General features: G+C 61.1%; 17 protein-coding genes and 1 pseudogene. 9 read left to right on the top strand and 9 right to left on the bottom strand.

What is annotated here, in order from left to right; genetic code table 11:
* Window positions 1-81 precede the first annotated feature (81 nt).
* The 3 genes from R3E82_22630 to R3E82_22620 are packed head-to-tail and all read right to left on the bottom strand — an operon-like array spanning window position 82 to window position 2242.
* Window positions 82-624 (bottom strand): YggT family protein, encoded by a 543-nt coding sequence (locus tag R3E82_22630; GenBank protein ID MEZ5553691.1) that lies wholly within the window; start codon window positions 622-624, stop codon window positions 82-84.
* A complete protein-coding gene (gene proC, locus R3E82_22625; GenBank protein ID MEZ5553690.1) occupies window positions 621-1487 on the bottom strand; it encodes a pyrroline-5-carboxylate reductase in 867 nt (288 codons plus the stop codon). The genes R3E82_22630 and proC overlap by 4 nt, the downstream gene beginning before the upstream one ends.
* Window positions 1484-2242, bottom strand: coding sequence for a YggS family pyridoxal phosphate-dependent enzyme (locus R3E82_22620; GenBank protein MEZ5553689.1), 759 nt, complete (start codon window positions 2240-2242; stop codon window positions 1484-1486). The genes proC and R3E82_22620 overlap by 4 nt, the downstream gene beginning before the upstream one ends.
* Before the next feature lie 272 nt (window positions 2243-2514).
* Between R3E82_22620 and R3E82_22615 the strand changes: the two genes are divergently transcribed.
* Both R3E82_22615 and R3E82_22610 read left to right on the top strand, forming a co-directional pair.
* Window positions 2515-3549 (top strand): type IV pilus twitching motility protein PilT, encoded by a 1035-nt coding sequence (locus R3E82_22615; protein ID MEZ5553688.1) that lies wholly within the window; start codon window positions 2515-2517, stop codon window positions 3547-3549.
* A gap of 8 nt (window positions 3550-3557) precedes the next feature.
* On the top strand, window positions 3558-4700 hold the full coding sequence (locus tag R3E82_22610) for a PilT/PilU family type 4a pilus ATPase (protein MEZ5553687.1): 1143 nt from the start codon (window positions 3558-3560) through the stop codon (window positions 4698-4700).
* Between the two features lie 254 nt (window positions 4701-4954).
* On the opposite strand, the gene ruvX is transcribed toward R3E82_22610, so the two are convergent.
* Genes ruvX through gshB form a run of 4 tightly spaced genes read right to left on the bottom strand, consistent with a single transcriptional unit; the run spans window position 4955 to window position 7746 of the window.
* Window positions 4955-5350, bottom strand: a complete 396-nt coding sequence (gene ruvX / locus R3E82_22605) for a Holliday junction resolvase RuvX (protein MEZ5553686.1) — start codon at window positions 5348-5350, stop codon at window positions 4955-4957.
* Between the two features lie 5 nt (window positions 5351-5355).
* Window positions 5356-5916 carry a YqgE/AlgH family protein gene (locus R3E82_22600; GenBank protein ID MEZ5553685.1) on the bottom strand — a complete coding sequence of 187 codons (561 nt, stop codon included), beginning with the start codon at window positions 5914-5916 and terminating at the stop codon, window positions 5356-5358.
* A complete protein-coding gene (locus tag R3E82_22595) occupies window positions 5906-6766 on the bottom strand; it encodes a TonB family protein (GenBank protein MEZ5553684.1) in 861 nt (286 codons plus the stop codon). Before R3E82_22595 ends, R3E82_22600 begins: the two co-directional genes overlap by 11 nt.
* Window positions 6754-7746: a glutathione synthase gene (gshB, locus tag R3E82_22590; protein MEZ5553683.1), complete on the bottom strand. Its 993-nt coding sequence runs from the start codon at window positions 7744-7746 to the stop codon at window positions 6754-6756. Before gshB ends, R3E82_22595 begins: the two co-directional genes overlap by 13 nt.
* A gap of 366 nt (window positions 7747-8112) precedes the next feature.
* On the opposite strand from gshB, the gene pilG reads away from it, so the two are divergent.
* The 6 genes and pseudogenes from pilG to R3E82_22560 all read left to right on the top strand — a co-directional run bounded on the left by pilG (window position 8113) and on the right by R3E82_22560 (window position 17501).
* Entirely contained in the window at window positions 8113-8496 is a 384-nt protein-coding gene (gene pilG / locus R3E82_22585) for a twitching motility response regulator PilG (protein MEZ5553682.1), read from the top strand.
* Window positions 8497-8515: 19 nt separating this feature from the next.
* Entirely contained in the window at window positions 8516-8881 is a 366-nt protein-coding gene (locus R3E82_22580) for a response regulator (protein ID MEZ5553681.1), read from the top strand.
* 2 nt (window positions 8882-8883) lie between these two features.
* Window positions 8884-9429, top strand: coding sequence for a chemotaxis protein CheW (locus R3E82_22575; GenBank protein MEZ5553680.1), 546 nt, complete (start codon window positions 8884-8886; stop codon window positions 9427-9429).
* 215 nt (window positions 9430-9644) lie between these two features.
* Window positions 9645-10739, top strand: a pseudogene (locus R3E82_22570) (methyl-accepting chemotaxis protein).
* A 9-nt stretch (window positions 10740-10748) separates the two neighbouring features.
* Window positions 10749-17027, top strand: a complete 6279-nt coding sequence (locus R3E82_22565) for an Hpt domain-containing protein (protein MEZ5553679.1) — start codon at window positions 10749-10751, stop codon at window positions 17025-17027.
* Between the two features lie 3 nt (window positions 17028-17030).
* Window positions 17031-17501 carry a chemotaxis protein CheW gene (locus R3E82_22560; GenBank protein ID MEZ5553678.1) on the top strand — a complete coding sequence of 157 codons (471 nt, stop codon included), beginning with the start codon at window positions 17031-17033 and terminating at the stop codon, window positions 17499-17501.
* Window positions 17502-17587: 86 nt separating this feature from the next.
* On the opposite strand, the gene R3E82_22555 is transcribed toward R3E82_22560, so the two are convergent.
* Together R3E82_22555 and R3E82_22550 are read right to left on the bottom strand one after the other, a co-directional pair.
* Window positions 17588-18814 carry a hypothetical protein gene (locus R3E82_22555; GenBank protein ID MEZ5553677.1) on the bottom strand — a complete coding sequence of 409 codons (1227 nt, stop codon included), beginning with the start codon at window positions 18812-18814 and terminating at the stop codon, window positions 17588-17590.
* Entirely contained in the window at window positions 18814-19347 is a 534-nt protein-coding gene (locus R3E82_22550; protein ID MEZ5553676.1) for a hypothetical protein, read from the bottom strand. Before R3E82_22550 ends, R3E82_22555 begins: the two co-directional genes overlap by 1 nt.
* A gap of 104 nt (window positions 19348-19451) precedes the next feature.
* Between R3E82_22550 and R3E82_22545 the strand changes: the two genes are divergently transcribed.
* Entirely contained in the window at window positions 19452-20306 is an 855-nt protein-coding gene (locus R3E82_22545) for an LLM class F420-dependent oxidoreductase (protein ID MEZ5553675.1), read from the top strand.
* Window positions 20307-20328: the final 22 nt, after the last annotated feature.

Raw genomic sequence — 20328 nt, 5'->3', positions numbered from 1 at the left:
CGGAGTCTATAGCAAGGAGCGAAAAGCCATCAAGGCGCCGGCCGGTAGGGGCCGGCTGTCGATCGAGCGTGTCGATCAAGCCTAGAGATACAGCTGGGGCAGGATGCGCTCCAGTACACCGATGAGCAGAAACACGACGATGGGTGAGAAGTCCAGGCCACCCATGGGGGGCAGCAGCCGCCTGGCCGGGGCGAGTACAGGCTCGGTAATCTGCTGCAGCAGAGTCAGAGCCGGATGATGGCTGCCCTGGGCGAAGAAGCTGGCAATGATCACGATCAGAATCGACCACCAGATACCCTTCACAATGAAGAGCACCACCGTGATCGCAGAATTGACGACGATGGTGAGGAAGCTGCCGGGATAGGCGGCGGAAATGGCGGCCAGGGCGAAAGTCAGCAGCACCTGTGCGGCGAGGGCAGACAGGAAGGAGGCGAAGTCGAGATTGCGATAACCGGGGACTGCCATGCGCAGCGGTTTGAGCAGCGGGTCTGTCACTTTGACGATGCCCTGGGATATCGGGTTGTAAAAATCCGCGCGGCAGGCCTGCAGCAGGAAGCGGGCAATGAAAAGCACGGTGACCAGGTGCAGGATGTAATAGACCACATAGGCAAGCGCGTCATTCATGAGCGACCAAACTCCTCTGCCAGTTCTTTCGAGCGTTGGGCGGCACCGGTAAGGGCTTCTTCCACCGATCGCCGCACTCCGGCGGCTTCGAGGATGGACAGCGCGCGCTCGGTGGTGCCGCCGGGTGAGGTGACATTGGCGCGCAGCCGAGCGGGTGCGCGATCACCGGCGCGGGCCATCAGGGCGGCACCGTAGGCGGTTTCCAGGGTCAGCAGGGTGGCTGTCTCCTCGTCGAGGCCGAGACTGACACCGGCATCCACCATGGCCTCCATCAGATAGAAGAAGTAGGCGGGTCCGCTTCCGGAAACGGCTGTTACCGCATCGAGCTGGGCTTCGTCTGCAACCCAGATGACTTTGCCCGCTGCCGCCAGGATCTGTTCCGCGAGCTGCCGCTGTGCGGCATTTACCCTTTCATCGGCGAACAGGCCGGTGATGCCGGCCCGCAGCAGTGCCGGCGTGTTCGGCATGCAGCGCACGACGGGCTGGTCAGGACTCGACCACTGTCTGATCGCTGTCAGCGGCACACCGGCTGCGATAGAGATCAGCAGCTGAGCATTTTCCAGGCCTCGCAGATCGCGCAGGACCTTGCTCAGCAGCTGAGGTTTGACAGCGAGCACCACCACCGCCGCGTCGACGATCGCCTCATCGTTGGAGGCGACGGCTGTCACGCCCATATCTGCAAGCACCTTGCGTTGCTCGGCAAGGGGCTCGCTTACCCGGATCCGGGCCTGATTCCAGCCGGCTGCGAGCAGTCCGGTGATGAGGCTGCGGGCCATGTTGCCGCCACCGATGAAGGCAATCCGCGTGCTGCCGGGCGCCCTGCTCTGCGCGATGCCTGCCGTGTTTCCCGGTTTGTCTGTCAAAGGGGGTCCTCAGTTTGTCCTTGTGTTCTGGTGTCTTCCGCAGCGGGCGACTGGGCCGAAGCATCGCGCGGACCGAAGATTGCTGTTCCGATTCGAATGTGGGTGGCGCCCGCTGCGATGGCAGCTGCGAAATCCCCGCTCATACCCATGGAAAGCGTATCCCAGTCCGGGGACGCGCGATCGGCCAGCGCTGCGAACAGGTCATGCAGCCTGGCGTAGCTCAGGATCGGGTCAGAGCGCGGATCGAGTATGGTCATCAGGCCGCGGACCCTCAAGTTGTCGAGGTCTCCACAGGCGTCCAGCAGTGTACCTGTATCGTCGGGGACCACGCCCGCCTTGTTGGGATCTTCATCCACATTCACCTGCAGGCAGATGTTGAGACGCCTGCCGGCGGGGCACTGGCGATCCAGACGCCGGGCGATCCTGATCCTGTCCACGGTGTGGACCCAGTCGAAGGTGGCAGCCAGGATGCGGGTCTTGTTGCTTTGAATTGCACCTATGAAGTGCCACACGAGGTGCGGATCGTTGACCGCCCGGATCTTATCGACCGCCTCCTGAACATAATTTTCGCCGAAGTCGCGCTGGCCGGCCGCAGCGGCTTCGCGAATGACCTCTGGCGGCTGTGTTTTCGACGCCGCGATCAGACACACCTGCTCCGGTCTGCGCCCGGCGAGAACTGCAGCCGAGTTGATCTGCGCGTGCACAGCCGCCAGGCGCTCGGAAATAGTGGCTGTTTCTGTCGGGATGGGGTGCAAAGTCAGTGTGCCAACGGTGTCGCAGAAAACGCACCGGTGTGAGTGGAACGGGCCGATAGCGTGGTGCATCGCAGGCGCAGATAATACTATATCGAGCGATGAACGGATGCTGTTCGCGCTGAAGAAGGCCGCCATTGACCCCGGGCACAGACGCCCGGGTGTGAAAAGCAGGCTGAAGCAGGCTCTATGAATGCCCGGCAAGCTAGAGAGCTGAATAGGCAAAGAGAAAAGGATTGACGGTCTCACCGACCGAATTGCAGACAGGGATTACGATGGACATAACCGAACTGCTCGCGTTCAGCGCCAAACAGGGCGCTTCGGACCTGCACCTTTCTGCAGGTCTGCCGCCGATGATCCGGGTCGACGGCGACGTCCGCCGGATCAATCTGCCGCCGCTCGAACACCCCGAAGTGCATTCGCTGATCTACGAGATCATGAATGACAAACAGCGGAAGGACTTTGAAGAGTTTCTGGAGACAGACTTCTCCTTCGAGGTACCCGGCGTTGCCCGCTTCCGTGTTAATGCCTTCAATCAGAATCGGGGCGCGGGTGCGGTGTTCCGTACCATTCCTTCCAAGGTGCTCACCATGGAAGATCTGGACATGGGCCAGGTCTTCAAGGACATCTCCATGGTGCCGCGGGGTCTCGTGCTGGTGACCGGACCCACCGGCTCCGGCAAGAGCACGACCCTGGCGGCGATGATCGACTTCGTCAACGACAACCGTTACGACCACATTCTCACCATCGAAGATCCGATCGAATTCGTCCACGAATCGAAAAAGTGCCTGGTCAACCAGCGGGAAGTCCATCGCGACACCCATGGCTTCAACGAAGCGCTCCGCTCCGCGCTGCGGGAAGACCCGGACATCATCCTGGTGGGTGAGATGCGGGACCTGGAGACCATCCGTCTGGCGCTCACCGCGGCTGAGACCGGTCACCTGGTATTCGGCACGCTGCACACCACCTCCGCGGCCAAAACCATTGACCGGGTGATCGACGTGTTTCCTGCAGAAGAAAAATCCATGGTGCGCTCCCAGCTCTCCGAGTCACTGCAGGCGGTGATCTCCCAGACGCTGCTCAAGCGCGCCAACGGTGGCCGGGTGGCAGCGCATGAAATCATGATCGGCATTCCCGCCATTCGGAACCTGATCCGGGAAGACAAGGTGGCGCAGATGTATTCAGCGATCCAGACCGGCAGCGCGCACGGTATGGTGACACTGGATCAGAACCTGCAGGAGCTGGTGAAGAAACGTGTTGTCACACGCGATACCGCCAGAGAGAAAGCCAAGATCCCGGACAACTTCTAGAGGTCAGCATGGAATTCGACAAACTGCTTCGGCTTGTGGTGGAGAAAGGCGCATCCGACCTGTTCATCACAGCAGGTAAACCGCCCATGTTGAAAATCAACGGCAAGCTGTTTGCTGCGGGGAAGTCCAGCCTTGCGCCGGAACAGTCCCGGGATGTAGTCCTCGGCGTGATGAACAAAGAGCAGCAGGAAACCTTTCTAAAACAGCACGAATGCAATTTTGCGATCAACACCCGGGGCCTCGGCCGTTTCCGGGTCAGTGCATTTCAGCAGCGCAATCTGGTCGGCATGGTGCTGCGGCGGATCGAAACGACGATCCCTCTGGTGTCAGACCTGGGCCTGCCCCCGATCATCGAAGATCTGGCGATGACAAAACGCGGCCTGATCATTTTTGTCGGGGCGACAGGCACCGGGAAGTCCACCTCCCTTGCAGCCATGATCGGTCATCGCAACGAGAACTCCACCGGACACATCATCAGCATCGAAGATCCCATCGAGTTCATTCACCAGCATCGCGGCTGCATCATCACCCAGCGTGAAGTCGGTGTAGATACGGAAAGCTTCGAAGTCGCACTGAAGAACACCCTGCGTCAGGCGCCGGACGTAATCATGATCGGCGAAGTGCGCTCGCGGGAGACGATGGAGCATGCGGTTGCCTTCGCGGAAACCGGCCATCTGTGTCTGTGCACACTCCACGCAAATAACGCCAACCAGGCGCTGGATCGGATCATCCATTTCTTTCCCAGCGACCGGCATACCCAGGTGTGGATGGACCTGTCGCTGAACCTTCGCGCCATGGTGGCCCAGCAGCTGATACCCACGGTCGATGGACAGGGCAGACGCGCGGTGGTGGAAGTGATGATCAATACGCCACTGGTGTCTGACCACATTCGTAAAGCGGAAGTGCATCTGCTCAAAGAGCTGATGTCGAAATCCACCGAGCAGGGCATGCAGACCTTCGACCAGGCGCTCTACAAACTGTACCGTGAAAACGAGATCACCTACGAAGCCGCCCTGGCCCACGCCGACTCGCCCAACGATCTGCGCCTGATGATCAAGCTGGGTTCAACCTCGGGTGAGCAGACACTGGCTGCGTCGGATTCGCTCAGTCTCGAAGAGGATGTGGACAGCGTGGTCAGATACCGCCGCTGAGCTGACACCGCGGGAGCGCCATCCGTCCCTTAGACCGACTCACGGACTGCTCCCGGACCAATATCGGAAAAGTCTGATCATAGCGTGGTCGAGGACCTGCGACCCCAGGCCTCGCTCGGCAGCTCCGCTGTGCCCTCGTGTAGCTATTTGCCTCGCGGGAAGCCCGGAGGGCCCGAGCGTAGGTCCGCCACACCCCCTCTCCACCCCAGCCTCGTAATCCGCTCCGAAAACAGGCCCCTGAAGGGAGCGCCCCGCTAACGGCGCCCATTGAGCCAGGTTTCAGCGATCAGGACCGCCGCGACGCCGTGCAGGTCGTTCGGATCCAGAGATTTCGCGGATCGGGATGTCAGCCGCTCGTCGACGAGCGCCACCGGTGTATTTGTTCTGCGCTCGAGTGATGTGGCGAATGCCCGGGCCCTTTCGCTCATCCCGCTTTCCGTGTCATCCATGTTCAGCGGCAGACCCACCAGCAGCAGCACGGGACGCCACTCTGCCACGATGGACTGCAGCACCGACCAGTCGGGTTGCCCGTCGCGCGCCTTCAGTGTGGTCAGAGGACTGGCCGTGCCGGTAATGGTCTGGCCGCAGGCGACCCCGATGAAGCGCAATCCGAAATCGAATGCCAGCACGTAACCCGTCGGGTCAGCCATCCTGATCAGTCGTGTCCGGCCTGACCGGACATGAGCCTGAAATCGATACCAAGCACCTCGGCGGCGCTCGCCACCCGTTCCTGGAAAGGCGTGTGGAAGATGATGCGGTGCTCGGCGGGGCAGTTCAGCCAGGCGTTTTCCTGAAACTCCCGCTCGAGCTGGCCGCTGTCCCAGCCTGCGTAGCCCAGAGTGACCAGGTACTCGGCCGGTCCGTCGTCCACCGCGATGGCTTCGAGTACTTCCCGTGCCGAACTGAGCATGAGGCCGTCGCCGAGATCCAGAGAGGCCTCGAAGCGGCTGTCGAGGCTGTGCAGCACGAAGCCGCGCTCGGGTGACACGGGTCCGCCGACCATGACCGGCACCTGGGCGAGGGCGACCTCGGCGTCAATGCCCAGCTGTGCCAGCAGCTCCTTCAGAGAGACATCCGAGGGCCGGTTGATCATCAGACCCAGGGCACCCTGCGCATTGTGCTCGCAGATATAGGTCACCGTGTCACCGAAGTAACTGCCGGTGAGGCCGGGCATCGCGAGCAGAAACTGGTTTTTGAGGTTCAGCTCAGCTGTCAAGGGATGTTCCAGAGCGGGTGAAACGCCAGGTGCGGATGATCTCGAGCTGGTCGTACTGCTTGCGCATTTCTACAGGGAAATCCTGAAACGGGGAGGCCAGTCGGACAATCCGCAGGGCGGCTTCGTCCAGCGCCTTGTGGCCGGAAGACTTGAGGATCCGCAGATCCTCCACCCGGCCATCAAAGTTGAGCACCACCAGCATTCTCAGGTCGCCGAAAATATTACCCGCCGGATAGTTGGCATTGCCCACCCGCTCTACCTTCTGGCGCCACATGTTGAGGTAGGCGGCTTCATCGGCTGAACGGGTCGACACGCTGGTCAGCCGCTTGACCCGGGGCTCCCGGGCCAGGGCCCGCTGCTCTTCCGCGATGCGGGCTTCGAGACTGGCAATTTCCCGGGCAAGCTCATCGTAGGAGCGGTTCTGCAGGGTCAGCTCGGGCAGCTGCTCGTCGACGGGTGTTTCATCCCGGGTCGGCGCGGCATCGTCCGGATTACTGAGGGTGGTGAGCAGTTCCCGACGCTCCAGGCGCGTGGCCCGGGGTACCGGCGGTGGTGCGGACAGCACCTGGTTGAGCTGACTGTCGCTGAAATCCGTCTCCTGCTGGACGGTCATTTCCACGATTTCACTCTCGGTGCCGCTGCCGATCTGGTTGGACTGGGCAATGAAGTCTGCCGTTTCGGGCGCATCCGGGTCTGAGAACTGGGCCAGGGTGACCTCGATGGTGGGCGAGGCAGCTTCCTCCAGCCCGGCCGTGAAACCGATGCCGAGAATCAGCGCCGCATGCAGGGAGGCCGCCAGAAAAAGCGTAAAACTGAGACGATCGTTGGGGGTTACCGTCAACGCTGCCATCGGGATTCAATCGTGTCCATCAGCATACCGGCGATGTCCAGGGAAAACTGTGTGTCGAGTTCGCGTATGCAGGTCGGGCAGGTCACGTTGACCTCGGTGAGATAGTCACCGATCACGTCGATGCCGACAAACAGAAGACCGCGGGCCTTCAATTCAGGCCCCACGCATCGGGCGATTTCCCAGTCCCGCTCGGTCAGGGGGCGCCCCTCGCCGGTTCCCCCGGCGGCGAGATTGCCCCGGGCTTCGCCGGCCATGGGAACCCGGGCCAGAGCGTAAGGGATCGGCTCGCCGTCAATGAGCAGAATTCTTTTGTCGCCCTTGACGATATCCGGCAGAAACAGCTGCCCCATGATCTGGTTGCGACCGAAGTCGGTGAGGGTTTCCAGTACCACCCCGAGGTTGGGGTCCGCGTCCATGATGCGGAAAACCGACGCGCCACCCATGCCATCGAGGGGCTTGAAGACGACGTTTTTGTGCTGACGCTGGAAGGCACGCAGAACATCGTGGCGTCGGCTGACCACCAGGGGCGGGCAGACTTCGGCAAACTGGGTGGCGAAAAATTTTTCGTTGCAGTCCCGCAGGCTCCGGGGACGATTGACCACCACCACGCCGTCCGCCTCGGCACGCTCGAGAAAATAGGTGGCGTAGATGTATTCGAGGTCAAAGGGGGGATCCTTGCGCATCATGATGATGTCCAGATCCTTCAGCGGAGTGAGTACTTCCTCACCCAGCTCATGCCAGCTGCCGGCGGCTGCCGCGTCGGAGGGCGCAAGGCTTTCGGCGAACGCACCGGTCAGTTTCAGGGATCGGATCAGCCCCTTCGCCTGCCCTTCGTGGAGCAGCATATCCGCGATGCCAAGGCAGCTTACCTGCCATCCTCGCCGCTGTGCGGCGCGGATCATGGCCAGGGTGCTGTCTTTCTTGAGGGACAGGCTCTGCAGCGGGTCCATCACGAAGGCGATTTTTGGTACGGATTTCATCGGTTTTCAGCTCGCAAACGGGTGCAGTCAGGGTGCGGCGTCGCATGCCGCGAAAACGCCGGTAAAGGTACCGTTATGGGTACTGTGCAGCAACACAAATGAGACCAAATTCCCTTTCCTATCCAGTGCTTATGGATCAGTTCCGCGAAATCGTGATACAACGCCTGCCAGGAATCTACTGGTCTTGAAGACACCTTGAGATCGCAGGGATGGCGCTACGCGCCGGTGCGTTCGAAACAGGCTACTGGCAGCACCAGCACCACCGCACCCGCGTCGAAGCAGCGACGGCTCGACGACCAGCGGGGCGACGAAAAGGACAGCCGTGCGGCCCGCACAATCGGGTCGGGTTTAAGTAAGGATGAGGTGATGGAAGAAGAAGAGCTTCACGGCGTGCGAGTTCTCGTCATTGACGACAGCAAGACGATCCGTCGCAGTGCCGAGAACCTTCTGAGCAAAGAAGGCTTCAAGGTGATCACAGCCACCGACGGCTTTGACGCCCTCGCCAAGATCGCCGACTCCCGACCGGAAATCATCTTCGTCGATATCATGATGCCGCGGCTCGATGGTTATCAGACCTGCGCGCTCATCAAGAACAACTCGGAATTCAAGACCACGCCCGTGGTGATGCTGTCCAGTAAGGATGGGCTGTTCGATAAAGCCAAAGGCCGTATCGTCGGTTCGGACAGATACATCACCAAACCGTTTTCCAAGGAAGAGCTGCTGGGAACCATCCGTACGCTGGTTCACTGAGCAAGAGGTCGGAAGCAAGATGGCACGCATTCTGGTAGTCGATGATTCGCCCACGGAGACACACCGCTTCGTTAATGTGCTGGCGCGCCATGGGCATCAGGTCCTCACCGCCGCAAGTGGCAGCGATGGCATCACCATGGCCTCTGAAGAGCTGCCCGATATCATCCTGATGGATGTGGTCATGCCCGGTATCAACGGGTTCCAGGCTACCCGTCATCTGACACGCAACGAAAACACCTCGCACATACCAGTCATCATCGTCTCCTCCAAGAGCCAGGATGCCGACCGGGTGTGGGGAGAGCGACAGGGTGCCTGTGGTTATCTCACCAAACCGGTGGATGACAAGACCCTGATCAGTACCGTCAACAACGTGCTCAGCGACTGACGATGGCTAAAAGTCAGGCGCTCGACATCCTCCACGATATCCGCTCGGCGACTTTCGCGAACGCGGCCCCCCTGCCGCTGAAAGAAAATGCTCAGCCGGAATGGCGCGGTATGGGCTATCAGGTCGGCGGTGTCCGCCTCGTCTCACCCATGGGTGAAATCAGTGAAATTCTCAAGGTGCCGCGGCTCGCGTCACTGCCGGGAGTGCGCAGCTGGGTGCTCGGCATCGCGAACGTGCGGGGCCGGCTGATTCCGGTGATCGATCTGCACGACTATCTCGATATGACACCCACGCTGCCGATGGCACAGTGGCGGGTATTGATTGTGGAAGACGACGACCTGGTTGCAGGATTTCTGGTGGAGCAGAGTCAGGGTATCCAGCATTTCGTCGAAGACAGTTTCGAAGACACAGTGGTCGATGGTGTGGAAGCTCTGAAGCCCTATGTGCAGGGTGCTTACCGGCATGGTGGCAGGGTCTTCTACCAGGCCCATCTGAAAGCCATTCTCAGAGACGATCGGTTTTTCGATGTGGCGGAGCAGACTACCTGAAGCGTTATCCGGGAGCAGGAGCCCGGGATTGAACGCAGATACTTGGAGCAGAATCGAAGAGCAGGAACTCACGAGCAGGAAAGAAGGACATGAAATCAGGAAAATTTTCACCGCTACTGGTCACACTGCTGTTAGGACTTGCCGCGGCATTATCCGGCCTCGCTTACTTTACGCTGACCGACGAAACAGCGATGGTGAACAACACCGGCCTGATGTTCGCCGTGGGCGGCATCGTGCTGGTGGCATTGATCGGTCTGGTCATGATACGCGACACCCGCAAGCAGCTCGCCGAACAGGCTTCCCAGAATGAACGCAACCAGGCCGCCATCCTCCAGCTGCTCGACGAGATTGCCGACCTCGCGGAGGGTGATCTGACCATCCATGCGTCGGTGACCGAGAACTTCACCGGGGCCATTGCAGACTCCATCAATTTCGCCATCGACCAGACCCGCGGTCTGGTGTCGAAGATCAATTCTCTCTCACTGCAGGTAGCCAGCGCGGCGAGTACGACCCAGGGCACTGCCGGAAACCTGGCTAAGGCGGCGGAGAACCAGGCGAAAGAAATCGGTGCTGCTTCCCAGGCGATCAATGAGATGGCGGTATCCATTGACCACGTGTCGTCGAACGCGGCGGAGTCCGCGGCGGTTGCCGAGCGCGCTGTGGAGATTGCCAACAAAGGCGCTCAGGTCGTGCAGACCACCATCCAGGGTATGGACACGATCCGCGGCCAGATTCAGGAAACCTCGAAACGCATCAAGCGGCTGGGTGAAAGCAGCCAGGAGATCGGTGATATCGTCTCGCTGATCAATGACATTGCAGATCAGACCAATATCCTTTCACTCAACGCAGCGATCCAGGCTTCGATGGCCGGCGACGCAGGCCGTGGCTTCGCGGTTGTGGCAGACGAAGTCCAACGCCTGGCGGAGCGATCCAGCGCGGCCACCAAGCAGATCGCCGCGCTTGTGAAAACCATTCAGACCGATACCAATGAGGCGGTCATCTCCATGGAGCAGACAACCAGCGAAGTGGTGCATGGTGCGAAACGGGCCCAGGATGCCGGGGTCGCTCTGGAGGAAATCGAGAGCGTATCCTCGAGTCTCGCCGAACTCATACAGAACATTTCAAACGCCGCCCGCCAGCAGGCAGCTTCGGCGGGGCACATTTCGAATACCATGGCCGTCATTCAGGAAATCACTGCCCAGACCGTGGACACCACGGAGCTCACCGAGAGTTCGATCGGTCAGTTATCCGGGCTTGCGAACGAAATGCGCGCATCGGTGGAGGGATTCAAGCTGCCGGTTCACAGGTAAGACCATCTCATGGCGAAACGCCGGGAACATTTTGCGCTCGACTGGATAAAGAGCGAGCTCCTCGAAACTCTGAACGACGCGCGCGAGACCCTTGAGTCATACGTGGAGTCGGACAGAGACAGCGCGCGCATGCGTGCCTGTCTGACAGCGCTGCACCAGGTGCATGGCACACTGGTGATGCTGGAACTCAAGGGCGTCACCCTGCTCGCCGACCATCTGGAGCGTCTCGCTCAGGTCATGTGGGATGGCAAGGTCGATGATGAGGATGGGGCCAGTCAGATCCTCATGCAGGGTATTCTGGAACTGCCCGGCCATCTCGAGGAAGTCCGTGGCGGCGCGACGGACACTACCGCACCCGTACTGCGGCTGGTCAACGAGCTGCGCCGTTATCTGGGCGAGAGCGCCCTCGCAACCCCGGGAGAAGTCACTCGACTCACCGTCAATCAGCACACACTTGATCGCTTCGATGACATAGACGGCATCGACAAGGCGCGCAAGATCCGGGCCGCCTATCAGCAGGTGCTGCTTTCCGTTCTCAAGGGTGAAGATGTCCAGGGTGCGGTGGTGATGCTCGGCAAGGTAGCCCAGAGTCTCCAGCGCGTATGTGAAGGTGCGCCTCAGGAAATTCAGTGGCGCGCCTTCGGTGAATTTGTCGAAAGTCTCGGCAGCCAGACCGGCTCGTTGCCCAGTGACGCACTGAAGCTGCTGCGTCGGGTCGATTCGGAAATCCGCGATCTCGCCAAGGACGGTGCTGCGGCGCTGCGCACGCCGGTTTCCACTGAACTTGTCGCTCAACTGCTCGACGCCGCAGAGCGTCGAGGCCGTCACAGTGAAGTCATGATCGAGCTGCGCGAGCAGCTGGACGAAGCACCCGCCGACCAGGGTATGACGGTTTCCGGAAAACAGGCACTGGCCAGCGCGGCGTCTGCACTGCGAGAAGAGCTGCTGCTCGTGAAAGACAGGCTGGACCTGATCGTGCGCACCGAGACGGTGTCTGCGGATGAGCTGAGTTCGCTGGTTGCACCGCTCAAGCAGATCGGCAGTACTCTGTCTCTGCTCGGCTTCGAAAGTTCGAAGACGATCATTGCCGACCAGATCGATGTACTGAACAAGGCAATCGATGGCGAGTCACTGGATCAGCAGGGATTGCTCGCTGTTGCGAGTGCGCTCGTGCAGGTCGACGAGAACCTCTCGAGCTTCAGCCAGGGCGGAAAGGGCGAAGCAGAACGGATTACCGATGAAGCCCAGCGCGCGGTCATTGCCGAGGCGAGGACGGGACTCGAACAGGTGAAGCAGGAGATCGTCGATTTCATTTCATCCCAGTGGGATGGACGACACCTGCAGAACACGGGTGCTGTGTTGTCAGGTATCAGCGGTGCTCTGGACATCATTCCACTGCCCCGGGTTTCCCGACTCCTGGAAAGCTGCCGCGGCTATATCACCACGAATCTGGTCGATGGCGACCAGCCCAGCTGGGAGCAGATGGATCTGCTTGCAGACGCAATCAGCGGCGCCGACTACTACCTGGAACGACTGCACGAAGAAAACGGCTATGGTGCCGAAGACGTGCTCGATCTGGTGGAGCGCAGCCTTAAGGGCCTGGGTGTCGATCTGAATCTGCACGGGCGGCCATCGTCCATCGCGCCTGACGCAGCTGAAGCCGCGGCTGAAGCGGCAGCCGATGAAGCAGTCGTCCCTGAGTCGGAGCCGGACCTCGTGGTCGGAGAATCCGAGATCGAATCTGTGGCAAGCGATGAAGGCTTCGTGCTCGAACTCGAAGAGCCCCAGGCCGATGCAGAGCTAGCGGACGAGCCGGACGAAGACGCAATTGCGGCGCTCGGCGGCGAACCTGAGCCGGTGGTGGATGTAGAAGCCGTCAGCCTCGATGAGGAAGCCGAGGATCGCGAGCCCGTCCTGGAAATGGATCCCGATGGCGGCTTCGATCTCGATGAAGACATTTTTGATGATCTGGTCCCGGATGCCGGGCGGTCGGCGGCGGCCGCAGACATCCCGGAGGACGAGGCGCAATCCGACGCCCAAGATCTGTCTGCAGACGACGGGCTGGCCGACAGCGAAGCGGCGACAGAAGATGCAACGGAAGACGCAACGCTTTTCGAAGTCGAAGAAGGCACCGAAGCAATCGACCTCCTGCCGGAAGTTGCAGAGGTCGATGATGTGGCAGCGCCTGCCACCCCCTCACCCGCCGCACCCGTACGGAAGCCCGTCGGTCCTGTGCCCACACTGGTGGACACTTTCGAGTCCGATCTGGAAATCGTCGAAATCTTCGTCGAAGAAGTGGGCGAAGTACTCGAAACTGTGGATCAGTGGATACCCCAGTGGCGTGCTGATCTGTCGAGCGAGGAAGCGCTCAGCGAGGTCCGCCGTGCCTTCCACACACTTAAAGGCAGTGGCAGGATCGTGGGTGCGAACGTGATCGGCGAAGTCGCCTGGTCTGTCGAGAACATGCTGAACCGCCTGATCGACGGTACCGTCCAGCCCAGCGATGAGTTCGTGCAGGTTGTCGAGGAAGCACGCAGTCTGGTGCCCGTGCTGCGGGATGCTTTTGAAATTCGCGCGTCCGCAGACATGAATGCCGTCGGCTGGATCATGGAGCGGGCGGACATGCTCTCCTCCGGCGGTAATCTCGAAGATGCGCAACCGGAAGATGTTGGCGCGGAGGGCGCCGAAACCGGTGCGGACACCGGTAGTACAGATGCCGGTGGTGCAGACACCCAGGACGACGACACCATGACCGTGTTCCTCGGTGAGGCAAACGTGCACCTGGAGACTCTGGCGCGATCGGCGCAGGACAGCGGCGTTGCGCTCACCGAAGCAAGCCTGCGTGCCCTGCACACCCTTTCCGGTAGCGCGGGTATGGCGGGGATCGAGGCTGTCGCCGATCTGGCCCGTCCAACATACGAGCTGGCATCGACCCTGCGCGGCGACGAGGACCGGACCCTGACCGGGGAGTTTGGCGACTATCTGCGCCGGGCGATTGCCGCGCTGCTGCAGACCGTGAACGATCTCGAGGCTGGCATCGAACCCGAAGATCACTTCCAGCTGATTGCCGAGGTCGATCATCTCATTGTCGCGGCATCTGAACTGCCGGAAGTCGAGCAGGCCGCGGCTGCCCAGAGTCTGCTCATGGGCCTCGACGGTCTCGCGGTTCTGATGGATACCCCCGACTACCTGCGCAGCTGGCATGAAGGTGCGATGGACCTGGAGTTCGGAGAAAAGCTGCAGGCAGCGCTGGATGAGGTCGGCGAAGTGGCGGCTGCGGAGAATCATGGTGCGATCGCCGGACTGTGTCGGGCGCTGGGAGCTGCACACGAACATCTTGCCCACGAAGTGCTCACCGACTCGACACTCACGGTGCTCGAGCGCGGTCAGGAACGATTGCTCGGCCTTTTCGATGCGCTGGCTGCGGAACAGACCCCGGAACCGGTAGACGACACGATCGCGGAGCTTGCGAAGCTGCTCGAAACCGTTGCCTTCGAAGAAGACGAACCCCTGCTCCTCGAGGATGAACCGCCTGCGCTGAATACGCTCTACGACCTCGATGTACCGGCAGACGAAGCAGCGGCTGGCGGAAGCGATGCTGAGCCCGAGATGGCGGCGCCTGAGAAGGAAGACGGGGCAATCGAAAGCCGCGAAGAAGCCCTGGATCGACTCGAAAGCGCAGAAATCGATTCGGACACCGATACCCTGGGCGATGACGAGATCAGTCTGGAAAGCCTTTCGGATGAACTGCTGGCGGATATCGCCCGGGAGGCCTCCCGCAGCAGCCGACCCGCAGAGGTACGGACAGAGAAGGCAGCCTCCGGCGACCGCAGGCAGGAAGAGCTGCAGGCGCGGCAACAGGCAGCGAGCCCGCCGCCGTCATCCGGCGCCTCGGAGGATCTGCTGCCGGACGACCTCGATGCTGAGATCATCGAAGTGTTCTTCGAAGAAGCCGACGAGCTGCTCGAAGCACTCGAAGCGGACATCGACCAGTGGAAGTCCGAGCCGGAAAACCGGGTGCATCTCGAACATCTGTTGCGTGGACTGCATACCCTCAAAGGGGGTGCGCGGCTGACCGGACTGAGCCGGCTGGGCGATGCCACCCATCAGTTCGAGTCATTCCTCATCGATGTGCAGAGCGATGGCAGTGCGACAGGTGGCGAATTCTTTACCGACCTGCACGGACGCTTCGACGAATTGACCGGTCTGCTTGCATCAGTGCGACGGGCACTTTCGGGTGAAGCGACTGGAAATGCCGCACCGGCAACCCCGTCACACGGACACGGCGAAAATCTTGAGCTGCCGAAGCCGCCGGCCGCCGGGAGGACGCGACAGGAGACTGAGCCGGCGGACACTGAAACACCGGCCACCAGCAACGTCCGCCCCATCAAAAGGGATCCGGTGGCCCCTGCCGTGCGGGAGCCTGCGTCTGCGCAGAGCGCGAGTGTCAAAACCGCCGGGAAAGAACCGCGGGAAGCACGAACCGCCCAGGAAATGGTCCGGGTCGGCTCCGGACTGCTCGAGTCACTGGTCAATCTCGCGGGTGAAAGCTCGATCATCCGTGCCAGGGTCGAGCAGGGCTTAAGTGACTTCACCAACTCTCTCGATGAGATGGAGACGACGATCGAGCGACTGCGCGAGCAGCTGCGGCGCCTCGAGATCGAGACCGAAACACAGATTCTGTTCCGACAGGATCGGCCGGAAGGCCCCGCCTATGCGGACTTCGATCCCCTTGAAATGGATCGGTATTCCCAGCTGCAGCAGCTTTCCCGGGGTCTGTCGGAAAGTGCGTCGGATATGCTCGATCTGAAAGACACCCTGCTGTTCAAGGCGCGGGAATCAGAAACACTGCTGCTGCAGCAGGCACGGGTGAATACGGAACTCCAGGAAGGTCTGATGCGCACCCGCATGGTGCCATTCAGCCGCCTGCTGCCCCGCCTGCGGCGTATCGTCCGTCAGGTTGCCGGTGAGTTGAACAAGGACGTGGAGCTGCACGCCTACAACGCGGAAGGTGAGCTGGATCGCAGCCTGCTGGAGCGCATGGTGCCGCCGCTGGAGCACATGTTGCGCAACGCGGTCGACCACGGCATCGAGTCTCCCGAGCTGAGGAAAAACTACGGTAAACCACCAGCAGGTCGAATCGATCTGCGGCTCTCCCGGGAAGGTGGCGACGTAGTGATCGAAATCAGCGACGACGGTGCCGGCATCGACGTGGAAACGGTACGCGCCAAGGCCGTGGAACGCGGGCTGATGGCAGACAGCGCGAAACTCAGAGACGATGAGATCATCCAGTTCGTGCTGGCGCCGGGTTTCTCGACCGCGAAATCGGTCACCCAGATTTCCGGGCGCGGCGTAGGCATGGACGTGGTGCACAGCGAAGTCAAACAGCTCGGCGGCAGCATCCAGATTGCCTCACGCACCGGCCGCGGCACCCGCTTCGTGTTGCGGGTACCTTTCACCGTCTCGGTGAACCGGGCGCTGATGGTTTCAGTGGGCGACGATCTCTACGCGATTCCGCTCAACAACATCGAAGGCATTGTGCTGCTGAGCCCGAATGAGCTCGAACGGCTCTACGCACCGGACGGCAACACTTTCGAATATGCCGGTATTCCCTACCGGGTACGCTATCTGGGCCACTACCTCGGCCGCGAATTCCGGGCGGTCAATCAGCCCAGCTCGATCCCTGTGGTCCTGGTTCGATCCGGCGACCATGCGGTCGCCGTGCACGTCGACAGCGTGCAGGGCAGCCGCGAGATCGTGGTGAAGAGTCTGGGTCCACAGTTTGCCGGAGTCGGAGGTATATCCGGCGCCACCATTCTTGGTGACGGCAGCGTGGTGGTGATTCTCGATCTGCTGGCGCTCATCCGCGCCCAGGGTGGAGAGAGTTTCCTCGGCAGCAAGCGCTCACTCGGCAGTGGTGTACGGACACGCTGTGTCATGGTGGTGGATGATTCGGTGACGGTCCGCAAGGTGACCTCCCGCCTGCTGGAACGGCAGGGCATGGATGTGATCGTCGCCAAGGACGGTGTCGAAGCGGTTGCCCTGCTGCAGGAGCGACGGCCCGACGTGATGCTGCTCGACATCGAAATGCCGCGCATGGACGGCTTCGAAGTCGCCCGGCAGGTGCGCCATGATGAGCGGCTCAAGGATCTGCCCATTGTGATGATTTCTTCCCGCACCGGTGAAAAGCATCAGGAGCATGCGGCGCAACTGGGTGTGAACAGTTTCCTCGGCAAGCCGTTCCAGGAGAACGAATTGCTGGCAACCATTGATCGGCTGGTGGATTAACAGGTGACGGCGGCTCAAGTGGCAGAAGATCTTGCGGAACTTTCCTGTGTGCTGATTCCCCTGCAGGGATCTCAGCTTCTGCTGCCCAGTGTGTCGATCGCCGAGATACTGCCCTGGCGCAGAGTCAAAGCCCTCGCGGATACACCGGACTGGTGTCTCGGCATGCTCGGCTGGCGCGGTGAAATGGTGCCGGTGGTGCGTTTTGAAGTGCTCAACGGTGCAGCCCCCGAAGCGCGCAGGAGCGGTCGTTGTCTGGTGGTGATGAATCGTGCCCGTAACTCCAAGGGTCTGGCTTTCTACGCCATCGCAGCAGAGGGACTGCCGCGGCTCGTGCAGCTGGCTTCGAACGATCTTACCAACGAAAGCACCCGGCTCGGGCGCGGTGAGTCGGTTGCCGTGAAGGTCGGTACTGAGTCCGCTGTCATCCCGAACCTCGATTTCATTGAAACGGCGGTAGCGAAACTGCTGCGCTGAACGTGCTGCGCTGAATGTGCTGCAGCCTGGTTGCTGTCAGATCATGTTTTTCCCGGAGCCGGCTGACTGCCCGGCAAGACAAGGCTTCAGTCGGCCGGTGGAAGCAGCGGGTCCCGGCGATGGTCATTTCGATTCGGATTTCGAAAATACTGATCCATCCAGTTAACCTCCAGCCAGCCCCGGGCTTCGAACTCGATGACCGGCGGTGACTCCTTCAAGGTTACTCCGGTCAGCAGCACCGCGAAAAAAACAGCCTGGCCAACGCGCAGAAAAACCCTGTCGTACGGCTCGGCCCAGCGCAGTTCTGGCGCATCCCTGTCACGAATCTCCGGCTGCCAGGCGATCTCTCCAGGGGCTTCAAAGAGCCGTCCCAGATCGTGGACATAGCCGCGCAGATGAGCGGTAATCCGGCGCAGCGTGGCGATTGCGTCTACAGGTTGCGCGTCTGGAGCGCGTTCATCCTCGCTGCGGGTTTTCGTGTCCGCGCGCTCCTGCACAGGCAGACGCTGTTCGACCTGCCGCACGGCATTCCGATAGCCGAGCGGATCGAGAAAACAGGATTCGGCAAGCCCTTCCATCGTCAGCTGGAACGTGGTGAGCAGGCGGCGTTGCAGCGCGGGCGCCCAGGTGATCGGCCAGTAACAGCAGTTCAGGATCTGAGCCAGCAGCAGCCAGCGGCGATGGTGCAGTTTGATGCGGCACAGCGCCTGAATGATCAGCACGTCCTGGGCGCTGACCGGCCAGTGCAGGGCGGCAGCCGGGAAGCCGATGCGATGGCGTGAGTTCAGGTTGCGTGGCTGAGCGCCTTTCAGCAGCACAAGGCTGAGCGTCTGCGGCACACTCAGGCGACGCTGCCAGTGTGCGAGGCGCAACATCAGACGCTGTGTTTCAGGTGCTCCGGACTTCCCGTGGAACTCCTGCAGCTCGAGCGCGGCCCGGGTCTTCCGGTGGCTTGTGATAAGCGCAATCAGTGCGGCACCGAAACCAGTCATCCAGACAGCGGCCAGCAGCATCCAGCCCGGGTGCGGATGCGGGCTCGTCTCGGGTAACACGTCGACAAACACAACCATTCGATAGGCAGGCAGCAGCCAGACGCTCAAGGGAATGGCGATCATGGCAACCAGACTCGACTTGCAGAATGCTTCGCCAAGCTGCACGTCTTCGATTGGAATCCTCGATTCGAAAAAGCGCAGAAAGGCCACGAGCACAGTCGCCGCAAGCATGGCGCGCACAGAGTCTGGCAGGCTGTCGAGCAGGGCGATGCCGGTGATGAGAATTCCGGAAACCAGTTCGAACAGCAGATCCGGCGACATCAGCGGAACAGAATCCCGAGCAGGGATACCATCAGGCTGTAAAAACCGGCAACCGAGAGGGCGAAAAGCAGCGTATAGAGGATTGACCTGTCGCTTCTTTTTCCAAGTGCGAAACGCAGGCAGTTGTTTAATCCCAGCAGAACGGGAATGAGTATCAAAGACACCGGCAGCGCCTGCATCCAGCCGGAGTGCTCAGGCAGGAGGCGGATCAGGGGTGCGCACAGCAGCAGCAGGAACTGCGAGCCAGCCAGAATCCAGACAGCGGCAAGCTGGGCAACCCGAAGGCGTTGTCGGGGCACCCGGCGGGTGAGCAGGGCCAGCGCCAGATAGAGTCCGGTGAGCAGGCTGAAAAGGAAGACGCCGATCTGCAGTACACCGCTTTGCAGTGCAAGGCGCTGTGCGGCGATCGAGAAAACAACCAGCAACAGCAGTGCCGTGAGCATGCTGCGGTTTGAGAAGGCGATACGCTGCGGTGAACCGCCGAGCAGGGTGATCCGATAGATGGAATGACCGAGAGTGCGCACGCTTTGCATGGCGCGAATATAGCGCGAACGCGGCGGACACCGTCAATCTGCTCGTTGAGTCTGTGCAGTACCGGCGATAGTCTCGACGCTCACTGTAATCGGGAGGCAAGGTCATGCACATCGGCGCGACGCTGGCATTCAGTCAGGACAGCCCTGTCGACTATATCGTTCAGGCTGCACAGTTCCTCGACCAGTCCGGCCTGCACTCATTGTGGGTGCCGGAACATGTGATGTTCTTTCCCGCCTACGCTTCGCGCTATCCCTATTCGGACGATGGCCGTCTTGCCGGTAACCCGAAAGGACTGATCGATCCGCTGGCGATGCTGACCTTCATCGCCGCCCACACCCGTAACATCCGGCTCGGCACCGGGATCTGCCTGGTTCCCCAGCGCCAGCCGATCTACACCGCGCGACTGGTCGCCGATCTGGATTACCTGTCCGGCGGGCGGGTGGATTTCGGCATCGGCATCGGCTGGCTGGCCGAGGAATTCGCCGCCCTGGGCATGGACTTCGCGACCCGTGCGCCACGCTGTGCCGAATACATCGCTGCGATGAAGGCGCTGTGGACTCAGGAGGTCGCGGAATTTCATGGGGAAACCCTCGACATTGCCCCCTGCTACTTCAATCCGAAGCCTGTGCAGCGGCCGCATCCCCCCATTCTGGTGGGGGGTGAGAGCGACGCCGCGCTGCGCCGGGTCGCCACCTTCGGAGACGGCTGGTATGGCTTCAATCTGGAACCGCTCCGCCTGCGGGAGCGCCTGTCCCGGCTCGATGAACTGCTCGCGGCGGCCGGCCGCAGGCGTGCGGACATTTCCGTCTTCGTGTGCCCGAACCGGCATCCGCTCACGCCGGAGCTGCTTGCCGGTTATCGTGACTGTGGTGTCGACCAGCTGATCGCGCCCCTGTTTGCCCGCAATCTCGATGATCTGCAGCGCCGCACGGCGCGATTGCTGGAACTGGTGGCCTGAGCAGGTTTTCTGGAACGCCGCG

This window comes from Pseudomonadales bacterium, from assembly GCA_041395945.1.
Taxonomy (GTDB): Bacteria; Pseudomonadota; Gammaproteobacteria; order Pseudomonadales; family Azotimanducaceae; genus SZUA-309.
The sequence above is the reverse complement of the archived record's forward strand: the minus strand, read 5'-3'. Positions and strand labels throughout refer to the sequence as shown.